15 protein-coding genes and 2 tRNA genes are annotated in these 16247 nt (G+C 41.0%); 12 read left to right on the forward strand and 5 right to left on the reverse strand.

What is annotated here, in order from left to right; translation table 11 throughout:
- Nucleotides 1–29: 29 nt before the first annotated feature.
- Nucleotides 30–569 (reverse strand): TrmH family RNA methyltransferase, encoded by a 540-nt coding sequence (locus tag ACL8WY_RS11070; RefSeq protein ID WP_436514796.1) that lies wholly within the window; start codon nt 567–569, stop codon nt 30–32.
- A gap of 56 nt (nt 570–625) precedes the next feature.
- On the opposite strand from ACL8WY_RS11070, the gene mutS reads away from it, so the two are divergent.
- Entirely contained in the window at nt 626–3232 is a 2607-nt protein-coding gene (gene mutS / locus ACL8WY_RS11075; RefSeq protein WP_436514797.1) for a DNA mismatch repair protein MutS, read from the forward strand.
- Here mutS and ACL8WY_RS11080 read toward each other — a convergent pair.
- The gene (locus ACL8WY_RS11080) at nt 3229–3399 is read right to left on the reverse strand and encodes a hypothetical protein (RefSeq protein WP_436514798.1); all 171 of its coding nucleotides are present in this window, start codon (nt 3397–3399) and stop codon (nt 3229–3231) included. The two genes, mutS and ACL8WY_RS11080, sit on opposite strands and share 4 nt — an antisense overlap.
- A gap of 385 nt (nt 3400–3784) precedes the next feature.
- Here ACL8WY_RS11080 and ACL8WY_RS11085 point away from each other — a divergent pair.
- Nucleotides 3785–3857 (forward strand) — tRNA-Gly (locus ACL8WY_RS11085).
- Nucleotides 3858–3914: 57 nt separating this feature from the next.
- A tRNA-Leu gene (locus tag ACL8WY_RS11090) sits at nt 3915–3999 on the forward strand.
- A gap of 40 nt (nt 4000–4039) precedes the next feature.
- On the opposite strand, the gene ACL8WY_RS11095 is transcribed toward ACL8WY_RS11090, so the two are convergent.
- Genes ACL8WY_RS11095 through ACL8WY_RS11105 form a run of 3 tightly spaced genes read right to left on the reverse strand, consistent with a single transcriptional unit; the run spans nt 4040 to nt 6487 of the window.
- Nucleotides 4040–4969, reverse strand: a complete 930-nt coding sequence (locus ACL8WY_RS11095; RefSeq protein ID WP_436514799.1) for a GNAT family N-acyltransferase — start codon at nt 4967–4969, stop codon at nt 4040–4042.
- The gene (locus ACL8WY_RS11100; RefSeq protein ID WP_436514800.1) at nt 4970–5794 is read right to left on the reverse strand and encodes a 1-acyl-sn-glycerol-3-phosphate acyltransferase; all 825 of its coding nucleotides are present in this window, start codon (nt 5792–5794) and stop codon (nt 4970–4972) included. It abuts the gene before it with no gap.
- A 48-nt stretch (nt 5795–5842) separates the two neighbouring features.
- Nucleotides 5843–6487, reverse strand: a complete 645-nt coding sequence (locus ACL8WY_RS11105) for a DUF4230 domain-containing protein (RefSeq protein WP_436514801.1) — start codon at nt 6485–6487, stop codon at nt 5843–5845.
- Between the two features lie 77 nt (nt 6488–6564).
- Between ACL8WY_RS11105 and arsB the strand changes: the two genes are divergently transcribed.
- The 9 genes from arsB (at nt 6565) to ACL8WY_RS11150 (ending at nt 16240) form a co-directional block, all read left to right on the forward strand.
- On the forward strand, nt 6565–7602 hold the full coding sequence (arsB, locus tag ACL8WY_RS11110) for an ACR3 family arsenite efflux transporter (RefSeq protein WP_436514802.1): 1038 nt from the start codon (nt 6565–6567) through the stop codon (nt 7600–7602).
- A gap of 23 nt (nt 7603–7625) precedes the next feature.
- On the forward strand, nt 7626–7952 hold the full coding sequence (locus tag ACL8WY_RS11115; RefSeq protein WP_436514803.1) for an ArsR/SmtB family transcription factor: 327 nt from the start codon (nt 7626–7628) through the stop codon (nt 7950–7952).
- 40 nt (nt 7953–7992) lie between these two features.
- Nucleotides 7993–8355: a hypothetical protein gene (locus tag ACL8WY_RS11120; protein WP_436514804.1), complete on the forward strand. Its 363-nt coding sequence runs from the start codon at nt 7993–7995 to the stop codon at nt 8353–8355.
- 11 nt (nt 8356–8366) lie between these two features.
- On the forward strand, nt 8367–8798 hold the full coding sequence (locus ACL8WY_RS11125) for an ArsI/CadI family heavy metal resistance metalloenzyme (protein ID WP_436514805.1): 432 nt from the start codon (nt 8367–8369) through the stop codon (nt 8796–8798).
- A 30-nt stretch (nt 8799–8828) separates the two neighbouring features.
- Nucleotides 8829–9419 carry a low molecular weight phosphatase family protein gene (locus ACL8WY_RS11130; protein WP_436514806.1) on the forward strand — a complete coding sequence of 197 codons (591 nt, stop codon included), beginning with the start codon at nt 8829–8831 and terminating at the stop codon, nt 9417–9419.
- A gap of 51 nt (nt 9420–9470) precedes the next feature.
- Nucleotides 9471–10796 carry an NAD(P)/FAD-dependent oxidoreductase gene (locus tag ACL8WY_RS11135; protein WP_436514807.1) on the forward strand — a complete coding sequence of 442 codons (1326 nt, stop codon included), beginning with the start codon at nt 9471–9473 and terminating at the stop codon, nt 10794–10796.
- A gap of 94 nt (nt 10797–10890) precedes the next feature.
- Entirely contained in the window at nt 10891–11883 is a 993-nt protein-coding gene (locus ACL8WY_RS11140; RefSeq protein ID WP_436514808.1) for an AAA family ATPase, read from the forward strand.
- A 221-nt stretch (nt 11884–12104) separates the two neighbouring features.
- A complete protein-coding gene (locus ACL8WY_RS11145) occupies nt 12105–13337 on the forward strand; it encodes a hypothetical protein (RefSeq protein ID WP_436514809.1) in 1233 nt (410 codons plus the stop codon).
- Between the two features lie 113 nt (nt 13338–13450).
- Complete coding sequence (locus ACL8WY_RS11150; protein WP_436514810.1) at nt 13451–16240, forward strand: TonB-dependent receptor domain-containing protein; 2790 nt, start codon at nt 13451–13453, stop codon at nt 16238–16240.
- Nucleotides 16241–16247 lie beyond the last annotated feature (7 nt).

The following is a 16247-nucleotide window of genomic DNA, read 5'->3' on the forward strand; positions in this document are numbered from 1 at the left end:
AATCAATAAAAAGAGATAAAAAGGCTTCCTTAAATAGGAAGCCTTTTTTGTTTACTCACAAAATCCCAAAGCACTACTCCGATGCTGACTGATATATTCAGCGAATGTTTGGTGCCATACTGAGGTATTTCCAAAACAGTGTTTGCTGTTTCTACCACCTGATCATTTACGCCAAATACCTCGTTACCAAAAACGAAGGCGTACTTGGTGCCTTTTTCTACTTTAAAATCAAGTAGAGAAGTGCTCTTATCAGCTTGTTCAACCGCAATGATTTGGTAACCTTCCTTCTTTAGGTCGTTGATACATTGGCTTATGTTTTCATTATGCTCCCAAATAACCGTATCCTGTGCGCCGAGGGCAGTCTTATTAATTTCCCGATGCGGTGGTTGAGCAGTTATACCACACAGATAAATTTTTTCAAGACAGAATGCATCAGAAGTTCGAAAAGCTGAGCCAACATTCATTGCACTACGGACATCATCAAGCACCAAAACAGCAGGTATTTTTTCAGCTTTCTTAAATTCTTCAGGCGATAGCCGGTTTAGCTCTTCGTTCTTTATTTTCCGCATCGATTATTCAGGTTAATATTGCAATCTAATTGGCAAAATTAAACTGAACGATCTGCATGGCAGGCACTAAGATCAAAGCAAAAGAAACACCACTCATGAAGCAGTACAATGCGATCAAAAGCAGGTACCCGGGTGCGTTGCTTTTGTTCAGAGTTGGCGATTTTTATGAGACTTTTGGAGAAGACGCAGTTAAGGCCAGCAAAACGCTGGACATTGTGCTGACCAAAAGAGCCAACGGTTCGCAGAAAGAAATGGAGCTGGCAGGATTCCCACATCATGCCATGGATACCTACTTGCCCAAGCTTGTTCGAGCTGGATACCGGGTTGCAATCTGCGATCAATTGGAAGACCCAAAGTCAGTAAAAGGAATTGTCAAGCGTGGAGTTACGGAACTCGTTACACCGGGCTTATCTCTCAATGACAATGTGCTTGATCAACGCAAAAACAATTTCCTTGCTTCAATCTATTTTGATAAGGACAAATGCGGTGTTGCTTTTCTAGATCTTTCTACAGGAGAGTTTATGGTTTCAGCTGGAACCGAAGATTATGTAGATAAGCTCATACGTGGCTTTCAGCCTTCAGAAATCATCTATCCCAAGCCAAGTCGAGACATCTATGGAAGCAAGTATGGCGAACACTTTTCCTCATATCCTTTAGAAGATTGGATTTTCAGTAAAGATTATGGTTATGAAAAACTAACCAACCATTTCAATGTGCCTAACCTGAAAGGCTACGGTATAGAAGAACTTTCGGAAGGAATTCTTGCTGCAGGTGCCATCCTTTATTACCTCGATGAGACGGAGCACAAGGAGACAAATCACATCAAGTCAATCTCTCGGATTGATGAAAACAAATACGTCTGGTTGGATCGTTTTACCATTCGAAACCTTGAGCTGATTCAGGCAGCTCAACCCGATGGAATTTCCTTAATTGACACCATTAACCACACGCTCACCCCGATGGGCGGGAGGTTATTGAGAAAATGGATGGTGTTGCCACTGAAAAGCAAACCTGAGATCGATCAACGCCTTGATGTGGTTGAAGTACTGACCGAAGCAGATGAGCTACACTCATCGCTTATAGAGCATCTAGAAAGAATTGGTGACCTTGAACGATTGGTTGGTAAAGTAGCAACAAGTCGTGTCAACCCGCGTGAGCTGCTCCAACTCAAAAAGAGCTTAACACAGATACAGCCCATTCGAGATGTCATTAAAGATCAAAAGGCATTTAATGCTTTTCATGACCTACTCAATGCATGTGAAAAGCTGATTGAAAAACTAAGCAATGAATTGAAGGAAGATGCTCCATTGCAATTACATCAGGGAGGTGTGATTGAAACGGGTATAAATGAAGAGCTCGATGAGCTTCGGGCGATTTCTACTTCAGGGAAAGATTTTCTGTCGGGAATTCGTGACCGTGAAATCGAGCGTACAGGTATCAGCTCGCTGAAGATTGCCTACAACAAAGTTTTTGGTTACTACCTCGAAGTATCAAATGCGCATAAAGACAAGGTGCCGGAGGAATGGATTCGAAAGCAGACACTGGTAAATGCCGAGCGATACATCACCGAAGAACTAAAGCAATACGAAGAGAAAATTCTTACCGCTGAATCACAGATTGCTGTCCTGGAACAAGGACTGTATGGTGAGTTGGTAGCCTTTGCGCACACATACATAGATTCCATCCAGCAAAATGCTAAAGTAATTGCGCAGCTTGACTGTCTTTCTTGCTTTGCGGAGCAAGCTCAGTCTTATAAATATTGCAGGCCTAGTATCTCAGAGGATAAGATTCTGGACATCAAAGAAGGTCGCCATCCGGTAATTGAACGCAACCTGGCACAAGGAGAGGACTTCATTGCAAACGATGTGTACCTCGATAATGAATCACAGCAGGTGATGATCATTACCGGCCCGAACATGGCGGGTAAGTCTGCCTTGCTTCGACAGACAGCTTTGATTACGCTAATGGCTCAAATGGGCTCATTCGTTCCGGCAGGCTATGCAAAGATAGGTTTGGTGGATAAGGTTTTTACACGTGTTGGCGCTTCGGACAATCTCTCCCGAGGTGAGTCTACATTTATGGTAGAGATGACTGAAACTGCAAGTATCCTGAATAATCTAAGCGATCGCTCGCTGGTGCTTATGGATGAAATTGGACGAGGAACGAGCACATATGATGGAATCTCGATTGCTTGGTCAATAGTGGAGCATTTGCACAACCATCCCAAATCGAAAGCCAAGACGCTTTTTGCTACACACTATCATGAGTTGAATGAGTTAGTGAAAGATCTTCCTCGTGTTAAGAACTTTAATGTCTCTGTAAAAGAGCTGGAAAATAAGGTGATCTTCATGCGAAAGCTAGTTGAAGGAGGTACTGAACACAGTTTTGGTATTCATGTGGCCCAGATGGCAGGCATGCCCAATGAAATTGTTATTCGGGCAAACGAAATTTTAAAGCATTTGGAGAAAGAAAAACTGACGGATAGTGACCGCCAGAAACTAGAAGAACTGCCTACTCAGCAGTTCCAAATGAATTTGTTTGAAGCCGATCCTCGAATGGATCGGATGTTGGATATCCTTCGCAATATTGATGTGAATACAACATCACCGGTGGAGGCGCTATTGAAACTCAATGAATTAAAGGAAGTGCTTAAGGGGTCTTAAGCAACGAGTGCTTGGCTCTGCATGGAATCAGCTTCCATGATCAGACTGTTTACATACTGAAGTTGAGCTTCTAGTTCAGCGTTTTGATTTCCTTCAAGAATTCTTACCAAATGCTTTCTTACTTTCACAGCGCATTCTAGCGTCATTTCGATTTCTTCTCTGAACATTTTCTTTCTCGTTTATGTGGTTTTGTACTTTCTAGTTCTATTGAACAATACAAAAGTGAGAAAAAACGTAACGCTCAATTCCTCGGTAAATCACGGATTTAATCTAGGTCAAATTACTAGTGATTTTTTGCATGATTTTTCACCTCGATCAGAGTGTGCATTTCATCTGTTATTAATGGGAGATTGATCGAAAGGAGGCCTTATTATTTGATTATTTAAGATTTAATTAATTGGTTTTAATAAGCTAAAAAAAGACAGATTTGGGAAGACAATGATTTTATTGGCTGATAATCTATCTGCAAGGTCAATTTTGTCTTATATATAGTTGTAATTATTGGAGCTTCATATAAATTTGCAATCCTTTTCAAAGGAAGAGAAGCAATAAGCGAGAGTAGCTCAGCTGGTAGAGCACGACCTTGCCAAGGTCGGGGTCGCGGGTTCGAATCCCGTCTCCCGCTCAGACATTCAAAGCAATGCCGCACTAGATGCGGCATCTTTGTTTTGAAGAACTACCTGCCTCGGTGGTGGAATTGGTAGACACGCAGGACTTAAAATCCTGTGACCATTGCGGTCGTATGGGTTCAAGTCCCATCCGAGGTACTAAAGCCCTGATAGCGAAAGTTGTCAGGGTTTTTTTTGATTAATAATTCACATGCCGATCGATCACCTCCTGGTGTATATCATCGATCGTTACCAGAATAGCAGTTTCCTCTACATCACCAAAGTCGGGGTTTTGAGCTGTACCGAAAGTCATCATAGTAGATGACAAGCTCATGTAGATATTAATCAATGGAGGCACAAATTCACCTCTTTCTTTCAGGAGCTTGTTTAGGAGTTTAAAACCCTCCTGATAGTCCATCTTTTCAGTAAAATGTTCTTTGAAAAGCGTGTTGTCAAAACCTGAATGAAGCTCCTGCTTGGGCTGGCACAAATTGAGTTTATTTGGAAAGTAATGCTCCATAAAGGACAGTAAAATATCTCTCGCCTCTTTATTGTAGCTGGTATACATTGTCACCTTGCCAAAGAAGTACTTGATCTCCGGATATCGCAGGGTTAAGCAACCAAGTCCGTCCCAAATGTTCATGAGCGCAAATAATCCTTTTCTCGGATTTATAGAAGGCTGATAATTAGGTTGGACCCACGATCGTCCCAATTCAATTGAATCAGGAAGGAACTCCTCCTTCATTTGCTCAGAGAAATCAAAATAATGAGCGGTTGATAATTCAAACTCGCCGGTTTCAGGATTGCGTGCCCGCTCACCGGTAATGAATCGATAGCCGCCAATGATCTCTTGATCCTCTGGACTATACACCACCAACTGCTCATAGCAGCGCTCACTAGTGTCGGCCGCATCAATGTCTATTTCCTCACCTGTGCCACCTCCTGCATACCGAAAAGAAACTTCACGTAATCGTCCTACTTCCCGCATGGTGTGTGGAGAGTTGTGATGATTGATGATGTAGATTTTATTGTTTCCCTTGTTGGTATCACGAACAAACCGATCAGTATTAAGCTCTTGCTCAATCAGATCTCGGTGTACAGGCGGTATGATAGCTACTTGGTCGTGCATTTATGTTTTTTGACTTTCTTTTAATTTATATACTTCGTTCTTCATCCACTGCGCCCATTCGACATCTGATTTTTCTCGGGTGAATGTTTCAGGTGAAACAGGCTCGCCAATCACAATGTTTACTTCCTTATTTTCTTGCTTGAAAAGCTCATCTACAAGAAAGAACATTTCTATGTTCAATTTAATACCTAAAAACTTCCGTATCCTGGCCAATCGATAGAATCGCTTCGTAAGTCGTCCATCTATATGAACAGGAATTACAGGTTTCTTATATTTTTTGGCTTTGGTGACAAATGTCTTCTTCCACTCGAGATCCATTATCTCGCCATTAATCTTCCGACTTACCAACCCGGCTGGAAAAAGGAAGGTGGCAGTTCCTGATGCGAATTGCTCCTCCACTTTTTGCAGAGATTGGGCGGCACTACGCCCCACTTTATTTACACCTACGAACTTTTCTTTCAGGTTTGTCAAGGCCATCAATAGATCGTTGACAATGAATGTGATGTCCGGTCTCACATCCTTTAGCAAATGGATGATGGTAATAGCATCCATACCTCCAAATGGATGATTGGCAACAAATATGCAACTCTCAGGATAAGGCGGAATATTGTCAATTCCGGTGATGCTTAATTTCTGCTTGAGAAGGTTTACCGTATTCTCACAAAAATCGAATGCATCTGCCCCTTCATTTTTTGCCATAAAGGCATTGACCTGCTCCTGATGAATGATTCGTTCTACCCATCTGATTAGAAAGCCAGGAAGCCACCTAAGAAGTGCGGGGTTTTTCTCTGCAATTAACTTTCGAACTTCTACAAACTTCTTCATGGCCAAAAGCAATGATAAATGGGTTTTCGGGTTTGGGCAAGAGCAATATCAGTATGATGGGAGAATAGCAGTCTCCATATCGAAATTGAGAATGACCACTTTTCCCGACAGGGACTCCAGCAATGGCCGCAAGATTGTGTGCGCATTTTCCTTAGTCTGTTCCAATATACCCGATTGCAATGAAGCATCCTTGATTTCTTGCTCAGCCACCTTATATAGCTCCTGAACAAACTGCTTTCTATCATCACCACGCATATAGTCGATTTGTAAATCGTATAGTCTTGACTTCTCCAGATCAATTTTGAAGTAGCAAATTTCAGGTGCAGGAAGTTTAATAAAAAGCGTATCTCCAGCTTTAGAAAAATCAATATCTGAAGCTTTCATTTTCTGAAGGTCTATACAACCCACGGCACTTCCCTGGCTAATCAGCACTCCTTTGGAGTCAGGTACAGGCTTGTACTTAAAAATTTTTAGATCAATCTCGCCAGCGATTTTTTTTACTTCTGTAACCTCCTGAAAGTTGTATTTGACCAGCTCCATCTTCCCCATCTGTTCCACTTTGGTCAAAATTGTATTTGTCTCTATTTGAGTGATTCGCTCGCGAGAGAAGTTCATTTTTTCCTGTATCAACATCCAGGAAAGTAGGCCTACGGTGAGTAACCATGGCAGAATTTTAAGAATTAGTTTGGCCAAATTGATCATGAGTTGAAGTTACAACTTTTGATTGTTTAGTTATTCATTGTAATATTGCGATATATAAATATAAGACCATGAAGAAACTGAGCTTTTTGGATAAATATCTAACACTTTGGATTTTCACAGCGATGGTTGTAGGTGTTGGAGTTGGGTACCTTTTTCCACCTATTGCAGATTATGTCAATTCAATGAGCAGTGGAAGCACTAACGTGCCAATAGCTATTGGATTGATATTGATGATGTATCCTCCACTAGCAAAGGTCAATTATTCATTGCTTCCCAAAGTATTCCGAAATGTCAAAATCCTTTCTTTATCACTTGTGCTTAACTGGATCATCGGGCCGTTACTGATGTTCATTCTGGCGATCACTTTTTTACAGGATTATCCAGGATATATGATTGGTTTGATTCTTATTGGGCTGGCGCGATGCATTGCCATGGTATTGGTGTGGAATGATCTCGCCGAAGGGAGTAGTGAGTATGGAGCAGGCTTAGTGGCATTGAATAGTATTTTTCAAGTCTTTGGTTATAGTTTCTATGCCTGGTTGTTGATCACAATACTTCCACCTTATTTCGGCTTTGAAGGATCAATTGTGGATATTTCAATAGCAACTATTGCAGAAAGTGTGGCCATATACCTGGGTATTCCTTTTCTGGCAGGAATTATTAGCCGATTGGTATTGGTCAAGCTAAAAGGAGAGGAATGGTATAAAAACACCTTCATACCAACGATTTCACCAATAACCTTGATCGCATTACTATTTACAATTGTCGTTATGTTTTCACTGAAAGGTCAACTGATTGTTCAGATACCAATGGATGTACTGAGAATTGCTGTGCCTCTTTTAATCTATTTCATACTCATGTTTTTGATCGGATTCTTTGTAAGTAAGGCTGTCGGAGCGGAGTATGATAAAAATGCGTCTGTAGCTTTTACAGCAGCAGGAAATAACTTCGAATTGGCAATTGCAGTGGCAATTGCAGTCTTTGGGTTGAACTCAGAGCAGGCTTTTGCTGGTGTGATCGGGCCTTTGGTGGAGGTTCCGGCGTTAATATTACTCGTCCGCGTTGCATTTTGGTTAAGAAAAAAATATTATTTAACAACCAAATAAATTATTCATCGTAATATTACGATATGGGAGTTAGCAAAACAGATTTATTTACCGAGAAGCAAAATGAATTGGCGTTAGTAGCCAAGGCATTCGCACACCCGGCCAGGGTTGCCATATTGGAGCATCTGATTAAAGCTAACCAATGCATCAATAGTGATTTGGTTGAGGAACTGGGATTGGCTCAGGCTACCATTTCTCAGCATCTAAAAGAACTGAAAAGTGTAGGCCTGATCAAAGGAACGGTAGAAGGAACCTCCATGTGCTACTGTATCAATCAAGAGGTATGGAATGGAGTGAAGGAAAGATTACAGGGATTACTAGACAGCTATAACCCAGCTGATTGTTGTTAAAAAATTTTACCCAAATCAATCGTAATAATACGATATAACGATGAAAGAATATTCGATCAAAAGTCAAAACCTGAATGACAGCCTGGTTTTTTATCGCGCTTTATTTAACACAATGCCGGAGCGTTTGGGGATAGATTTTTTGGAGTTTAATACCAGCCAATTTCGGTTGAAAATTGCAGAAGGAAAAAGTAGGTCGCATCAAATGCTGACGATGAAGATTGAAAAAGCTGAGCTGAATAACATTCACAATCGAATGAAACGATTCTTATTGAAGGAACGATTGAAGGAAAACTGTGAGGTAATCGACAAGGCTATTGGCCTTATAGATCCTGACGGGAACTATTGGAGAGTTGGAGATCTAACATCAGATGTTCAGTTCGAAAAATGCTATGTAACAGACTAAATACAATTATTATGGAACAATTTAAATTTCACGTAGGACTCAATGTCAAGGATGTTGAGCAAACAACTAACTTTTATCAGAGACTTTTCGGGCAAGAGCCTGTAAAAGTTGAGAAGGGATACAGCAAGTTTGAGCTTGACAATCCTGGACTTGTTATTTCATTCATTGAGTCAAAATCACCTAGCCCTCAATTTGGACACATGGGTATTCGTGTAAATTCGAAAGAGGAGCTGGCAGAAAAAAAACAAGAGCTGGAAGCATTGATGAAAATCGAGCTCGAGGAAACCAATACCTCCTGTTGCTTTGCGGTACAGGATAAGTTTTGGGTAAAAGATCCGGATGGTTATGAGTGGGAAGTCTATCATTTCTTAAAGGATGATGACCAGATGGGTGGACGCAAGGAGATCGCCGATGAAAAAAAAGAACTTGTAGGATGTTGTTAATTTCGAGGGCCGAAAGGCCCTTTTTCAGTTATGCACACAAAAATCAAAGATTATATCTCGTCGCTCGATCAAAACATTGAGAATTCGCGCAAACCGGTGCTTGAGCAATTGGCCGCATATATTCGGGACAATGAGAACCCCGAGCTCAATTTCATTTGTACACACAACTCCAGAAGAAGTCATCTCAGTCAAATTTGGGCTCAGGTGTTTGCTCATCATGCAGGCATCAAAGTGTCCACATTTTCAGGAGGGACTGAAGCCACTGCTTTTCACCCCAATGCCGTCGCTGCGCTGAGAAGAGTCGGATTCGACATCAGTGCTGGAGTAGGAGAAAACCCAAGATATCAGGTTTCGTTTTCGAAGGATCACAAGCCAATGACCTGCTTCTCCAAGACATTTGATGATCAGGGAAACCCCAGCTCGGGTTTTGCAGCGATAATGACCTGCTCAGAAGCTGACGCGGACTGTCCTTATGTTCCTGGAGCAAGCGCGCGAATCAAGCTTTTCTATGAAGACCCTAAGGTGTCAGATGGAACTTCAAAAGAAGCGCTAACTTATGATGAGCGCTGTGCTCAGATTGCTAGAGAAATGAGATACATTTTTTCGATAATTAAATCGTAAAAAAAGAATCCTTTTGATCTTGTTTGGGTTTAATACTAAAACAACGCAATCATGCCAATTCCTGCTCATTTATCGCTGGCCATCCCTGATGTTGATCTACCTAGAATCGTAATTGTTGGAGGAGGTTTTGGAGGCCTCAATCTTGCCAAGTCCCTAAGAAAAAGCAAGGCACAAATTGTGCTATTGGACAAAAACAATTTCCACACATTTCAGCCACTTTTATATCAAGTGGCTACTGCTGGGCTTGAACCTGATTCTATTGCAGGTCCACTTAGAAAGTCTTTTGAAGGGAATCCAAATTACTTCTTCCGAATGGTTAAGGTGACAGGTATTGACTCAGCTAAAAATGAGGTTGTCACCAGCATTGGTAATCTATCTTATGATTATCTGGTGTTGGCCAATGGTTCCGTGACTAATTATTTCAATAAGAAAGACTTCCGCCCTAAAGTATTACCGCTTAAGCGAATAGTCCACGCCTTGGATGTCAGAAGTCATATTCTGCAAAATTTTGAGCAGGCTGTGATGACTCAGGATGAGAATGAATTTGAAAAGATGATGAACATCGTGGTAGTTGGAGGTGGACCGACAGGCGTTGAGGTGAGTGGCGCTTTAGCAGAACTTAGAAAACACATTCTGCCCAAGGACTATCCGGATTTGGATTTCTCCAAAATGAAAATCCATTTGATTGAAGGATCTGGTCGCTTGTTGAATGGGATGAGTGATTTTGCAGGAGATGAAGCACTCAAATACATCAGGAAGATGGATATAGATGTGCAACTCAACACATTTGTGGAAGATTATGATGGAGATACAGTGACGTTAAACAAAGGCACCATTGAAACCGCTACCGTCGTATGGTCGGCTGGTGTGCGGGGAAATGTGGTTGAAGGTCTGGATGCATCATCGGTGGAGCGGAGCAGAATAATAGTGGATGAATATAGCAGGGTTAAAGGTATTGAGAATGTCTTCGCAATTGGTGATGTGGCCACGATGCAGAGCGAAGAGTTTCCCAATGGTCATCCCATGGTGGCGCCGGTCGCCATTCAAATGGGCAGACACCTTGCAAAAAATCTAAAAAATGTCATCCAAGGCAAGGACATAGAAAAATTTAAATATTTCGATAAAGGCTCAATGGCAACTATCGGGAAGAATAAAGCTGTCGTAGATATGCCAAATGGCATGCACTTCAAAGGTTTTTTTGCCTGGCTAATCTGGATGTTTGTTCATATCATGTACTTGATCGGATTTAGAAATAAACTCATTACACTAAACAACTGGATATGGAGTTACTTCACCTATGACAAAGGGACGAGACTTATAATTCGGACATTTAATAGGAAGTTTCTAAGGAGACCGGCTGCCGTTAACAAGATTTAACGCCGAAAATCCTCCGTTTTTTCCTTACTTCAAATGGTTCTTTAATATTTGAATTCAAATCATATTTTTGCAAGCCAAACTCAAATGAAAAAGCATGGAAGAGCAAGTACTAGATAAGGACCTTCAAAAAGAGCATCAGGAGAAAATCCAGAAGGTGATTTCTGAAGTAGGGAAATTGGTGATTGGTCAAGAGTACATGGTCAACCGATTGTTGGTCGGACTTTTCACACAAGGACACATTCTTTTGGAAGGCGTACCCGGTTTGGCAAAGACGCTTACAGTCAATGCACTCGCCGATGTGCTGAAATTAGACTTTCAGCGAATTCAGTTCACGCCTGACCTGCTTCCTGCAGATTTGGTAGGTACGATGATCTACAATCAGCAGAAAGCTGAGTTTGAGGTAAAGAAAGGACCAATCTTTGCCAACTTGATTTTAGCGGATGAGGTCAACAGATCTCCGGCCAAGGTACAATCCGCACTTCTTGAAGCAATGCAGGAAAAGACGGTTTCCATTGGAGAAACTACATACAAACTGGACAGACCATTCCTCGTTATGGCCACTCAGAACCCAATCGATCAGGAAGGAACTTATCCATTGCCCGAAGCTCAGGTAGATAGGTTCATGCTTAAGATACATGTAGACTACCTGAGTAAAGCAGACGAGATGGAAGTGATGAGACGGATTTCAAACATGAGTTTCAATCCTCAATTGGAGACCGTACTTACAAAAGAAGACATCTTCTCTATCAGAAACGAAATTAATCAGGTAACCATATCAGAGTCTATTGAGAAGTATATCATCGAATTGGTTTTTGCTACTAGAAACCCGCTAGACTATAAGCTCAATGACGAAGCACAGTATATCCAATTTGGAGCCTCACCACGTGCATCCATCAACTTAAATCTGGCAGCAAAAGCAATGGCGTTCTTCAATCAAAGAGATTATGTGCTACCTGAAGATGTCAAAGAAATTGCTGATGATGTGCTTAATCACAGGATTTTACTAAACTATGAAGCGGAGGCAGATGAGGTGACAACCCATGATATTATCAAATCGATCTTATCTAAGGTCAACATCAGCGAATAGCTAGAATATTAACTATTAAAGCCCTTCAGATCATATCTGAAGGGCTTTTTTGTTTTCAACCTGTCTTATGTTAACAATCGCTTAATATTCCTAATATCATTTTAACAGAATAGACCATTCTTTAACTCTTTCATAACAGTCAAACCGACCTCAGGTAACATCTGAATTTCAAATTTGCGATACAAATTGATCTAACACGAATATTTAAATCGCAAAACGAAATGAAAAAATTATTTGCTATCGCAACGCTGATCACAGGAACACTAACAATGGTTTCTTGTGGTAGTGATGATGCCGTTGAACTTTCTACTGGAGAGCAACAAGAGGCGGCCTTGGAAGCAGTTGCAACTGCAGTCGGTGAAAATGTATCAACAGATGCTACTGCTACTGGAATAGATGTAAACGACTCAAATTTTGATTGGACACTTACCAACGGCTCTGCTCGAACTCAGCAAGAATTAGATACTGTTAAGTACACAGCCAACATTTCAGAAGATGCAACATGGTCTGCAGATGTTGTTCACCAACTTGACGGCAGAATCACTGTCCTTGACGGAGCTACACTTACCATAGAAGCTGGAGCTGTAATTACTGGAAATGCAGATTTAGAAGGTGTAAATGCAGCTGTTTTAATGATCGCACGTGGTGGAAAGTTGATGGCCATGGGAACAGCAGCAAATCCTATCATCATGACAACTACTGCGGATGATGGAAATCTTACTGCAGACAATAAAGGACTTTGGGGAGGATTAGTAATGCTTGGTAAGGCTCCAATTTCTGAAGAAACTGTGCCTGCCCAAATCGAAGGTGTACCTGCTGACGATACTAACGGACTTTACGGAGGCACAAATGCTAACGACAATTCTGGAACTGTACAATACGTATCAATCAGACATGGTGGTGCTGTAATCGACGCAGCTGCAGGTGATGAAATCAACGGGTTTACACTTGGTGGAGTTGGTTCAGGAACTACCATTGATCACATCGAAATCTATGCAAATAGTGATGACGGAATCGAGTTCTTCGGTGGAAATGTAGATGTAGATTACTTGGTTGTAACGCAAGTTGGAGATGATGCAATTGATATCGATCAGTCTTACTCCGGTGAGGTTTCAAACTACTTGGTTACTGTTGATGATAATTCAGATGAAGGCCTTGAAATCGACGGACGAGAAGGAGACCTACTTGGCGGAACTGCTGATAATTTCACATTAACAAACGGAACCATACAGGCAACTGGCGGAGCTTCAATCACTTGTGATTTCAAATCAAAAGCAAGAGGTACTGTTAACAACTTAAATGCAAATGGAGGCCAAATCAAACTTTCTGCTTCTTTCGATACTGAAACGTTGGATTCAGAAGAAGATGCAGCACAAAATGTGATTGATGGGAACCTTGTATTCACTGCTGTGAACGCAACATTCTCCATATATACCGACGATTTTGAACAATAGATATTAATAAATCAACATACATATTGACCAAATGGCACCTTGATTCTATCAAGGTGCTTTTTCCTTTTTAAAATTATATGACATATAAAGGAATCATATCTAATTTTTTTGAAATGAAAAACAAAACACTTTTTACTTGCCTGCTGCTATGTGTAGGATTATCGTCATTCGCTCAGGAAGGATTCTTGAGAGGGAAGGTAATAGATGAAACAACTGGCGAGGCATTGTTTGGTGCAACAGTAGTTAAGAAGGGGACCACCATTGGAGCAGTTGCAGACTTTGATGGAAATTACAGCTTATCACTTCCCGGCGGCACACACACCATTGTTTTTCAGTCTGTGGGATTCCAAAATATTATCATCGAAGATGTAAAGATTGCAGATGGTGAAGCAACAGTTTTGGAGGTTGTAATGAAAGAGGATGTTCAGCAACTCGGTGAAGTTGTAGTAACAGCACAAGTCGTTCGCGACAATGAAGTAGGAGTGATGCTGGTTCAGAAAAAGTCAATCAACACATTGGATGGAATTTCTTCTGCGACTTTCAGAAAAATTGGAGATAGCGACCTGTCAGGTGCAATGAAAAGAGTAACGGGTGTTTCTGTTCAAGGAGACAAATACGTTTACGTGAGAGGTTTAGGGGATCGCTACACCAAAACATCGATTAACGGGATGATAATTCCCGGCCTTGATCCGGACAGGAATGATGTTCAGATTGATATCTTCCCAACAGGAATTCTGGAAAATGTACTTGTCTACAAGACTTTCACCCCTGACTTAACAGGATCTTTTACCGGTGGCCTTATTGATATCCAAACTAAAAGTTTCCCTGAGGAAAAAAGCTCATCAGTTTCTTTCAGCCTGGGCTTTAATCCTGACATGCACTTCAATTCAGATTACCTTAGCTACAAGGGATCTTCAACTGATTTTCTTGGGTTTGACAATGGTCAAAGAGAATTACCAGTAACATCCAACTTGGAAATCCCTCAGAACAATCAGACCACCAACCTTTTCGACCCGACACTTGCAGGGACGAGAAATACCAGCTTTATGAACACTAGCTTTTCATTCAGCCATAGAAATCAAATTGTTGGTAAAAAATTCACCTGGGGATATAATGCATTATTTACCTACCGGAACAGAATCAACTATTTCGAAGGATTCGAAAGAAGAAGATACGAAAGAGACGGTACAGGCGATGATGTAGAACTCATGAGAGATTTCACAGCAAAAGGTGATCTGTCAACAGATGAAACACTATGGAGTGGGCTAGTCTCGCTGGCAGCTAAAACTAGTAAGTCTACCATCGGCACCAATTTCCTTCACATTCAAAATGGAGTAAGTTCAGCGTTAGACAGAACAAGAAGTAATACTTCACTTAACAACCCGACTTTCCTTTACAATGATATCCTGACGTACGCACAGCGTCAGATGACAAACAATATCCTTTTCGGTAAGCATCAATTGAATAGCAAATTGAAGCTTTCCTGGACGAACTCATTGATTTTCTCGAAGCAGTATGAGCCGGATTACAGGGAGACAGCCATCAATGAAGATGGTGGACAGCTAGGATTCCGAAACGGTGGTTTGATCAACAGATTCTGGAGAAATCTATCCGAAGTAAATGAGAGCTTTAGAGTGGATTTGGAGTATGAACTAAATAAGAAGAATAAGCTTAAGTTCGGTGGAGCTTATACCTACAGAGATAGAGAATTTGATGTTTACAATTATTCATATGGCAATCTGCTCACAAGCAACGTAGATAGTACAGATCCCAATGATCTCTTGCCAGAAAATGTAATTAGCCCTGAGCGTCCAACAGGTTTATTCATTCAAAATGCTACAGATCCTAGCAACGCATATGATGGACAACAAAATCTTGCTGCCGGGTACGTAATGAATGAAATGTCGATTACAGATAAATTAAAATCGATATATGGTGTGAGACTGGAATCAGTAAACATGTTTTATACAGGCGTAGTTGAGCAAGAAGATGGATCACAAGCTTTAGTTGAAAAGCAGAAAACACTGAGTGAGACAAATCTTTTGCCTTCATTAAGCTTGATCTACAATGTAAACGAAGACATGAATCTACGCGCGTCTTTCAACAAGACACTTGCAAGACCATCTTTCAAAGAGAAATCTGAAGCATTCATAGCTGACCCAATCACTGGGATATTCTTCATTGGAAATATTGACACCAAGCAGGCAGAAATTTTAAACTATGATTTACGATGGGAATATTTCTTCACTCCTGGGGAGATGGCATCACTTTCATTCTTCTATAAAGATTTCACAAACCATATCGCAATCGTCGCTTTCGAAGTAGCTCCCAATCAGGTAACGCCTAGAAACGTTGGGTCTGCTGTAGCTTATGGAACTGAATTTGAATTCAAAAAGAGACTAGGCTTAATCAATGACAGATTTGATGATTTAACGATCGGAGGAAACTACTCATACACCATTTCCAGAGTTGACAGAAAAACAGTTACGGTGAGCGAAACAGGTGAAAATGAGTTTCAAAGTGAAGTGAACTTCCGAGGAACAGATCAAGGAGTAGATCGATATAGAAACTTAAGTTTACAGGCTCCTTTCTCAATCAACACATTTCTGAACTATGAAATGCCTAATCTGGATTTGTCAGCGAATCTTTCGTACAATGTTCAGGGTGAAACATTAACGTATGTGAGCGCGGCACGAGTACCAGAGGTTTTTACCAAACCATTCCACTCGTTGAACTTCAAAGTTTCAAAAAGCCTTACTGAAAGATCTTTGCTAAGCCTCAGAGTAACGAACATTTTAAACGACGATAATGAGTTGGTTTATAAATCCGATAATCAAGAGGCACTGTTTTCAAGACAGAGCCCTGGCAGATTGTTCACATTGAAATACACATACAATTTTTAAAAGAAGG

The organism is Ekhidna algicida (assembly GCF_051379705.1).
GTDB lineage: Bacteria > Bacteroidota > Bacteroidia > Cytophagales > Cyclobacteriaceae > Ekhidna.

Excerpts from the sequence above, each read along its gene's own strand:
- ACL8WY_RS11070 (WP_436514796.1), bottom strand. The coding sequence starts at position 569 with ATGCGGAAAATAAAGAACGAAGAGCTAAACCGGCTATCGCCTGAAGAA.
- mutS (WP_436514797.1), top strand. The coding sequence starts at position 626 with ATGGCAGGCACTAAGATCAAAGCAAAAGAAACACCACTCATGAAGCAG.
- ACL8WY_RS11080 (WP_436514798.1), bottom strand. The coding sequence starts at position 3,399 with ATGTTCAGAGAAGAAATCGAAATGACGCTAGAATGCGCTGTGAAAGTA.
- ACL8WY_RS11095 (WP_436514799.1), bottom strand. The coding sequence starts at position 4,969 with ATGCACGACCAAGTAGCTATCATACCGCCTGTACACCGAGATCTGATT.
- ACL8WY_RS11100 (WP_436514800.1), bottom strand. The coding sequence starts at position 5,794 with ATGAAGAAGTTTGTAGAAGTTCGAAAGTTAATTGCAGAGAAAAACCCC.
- arsB (WP_436514802.1), top strand. The coding sequence starts at position 6,565 with ATGAAGAAACTGAGCTTTTTGGATAAATATCTAACACTTTGGATTTTC.
- ACL8WY_RS11115 (WP_436514803.1), top strand. The coding sequence starts at position 7,626 with ATGGGAGTTAGCAAAACAGATTTATTTACCGAGAAGCAAAATGAATTG.
- ACL8WY_RS11120 (WP_436514804.1), top strand. The coding sequence starts at position 7,993 with ATGAAAGAATATTCGATCAAAAGTCAAAACCTGAATGACAGCCTGGTT.
- ACL8WY_RS11125 (WP_436514805.1), top strand. The coding sequence starts at position 8,367 with ATGGAACAATTTAAATTTCACGTAGGACTCAATGTCAAGGATGTTGAG.
- ACL8WY_RS11130 (WP_436514806.1), top strand. The coding sequence starts at position 8,829 with ATGCACACAAAAATCAAAGATTATATCTCGTCGCTCGATCAAAACATT.
- ACL8WY_RS11135 (WP_436514807.1), top strand. The coding sequence starts at position 9,471 with ATGCCAATTCCTGCTCATTTATCGCTGGCCATCCCTGATGTTGATCTA.
- ACL8WY_RS11140 (WP_436514808.1), top strand. The coding sequence starts at position 10,891 with ATGGAAGAGCAAGTACTAGATAAGGACCTTCAAAAAGAGCATCAGGAG.
- ACL8WY_RS11145 (WP_436514809.1), top strand. The coding sequence starts at position 12,105 with ATGAAAAAATTATTTGCTATCGCAACGCTGATCACAGGAACACTAACA.
- ACL8WY_RS11150 (WP_436514810.1), top strand. The coding sequence starts at position 13,451 with ATGAAAAACAAAACACTTTTTACTTGCCTGCTGCTATGTGTAGGATTA.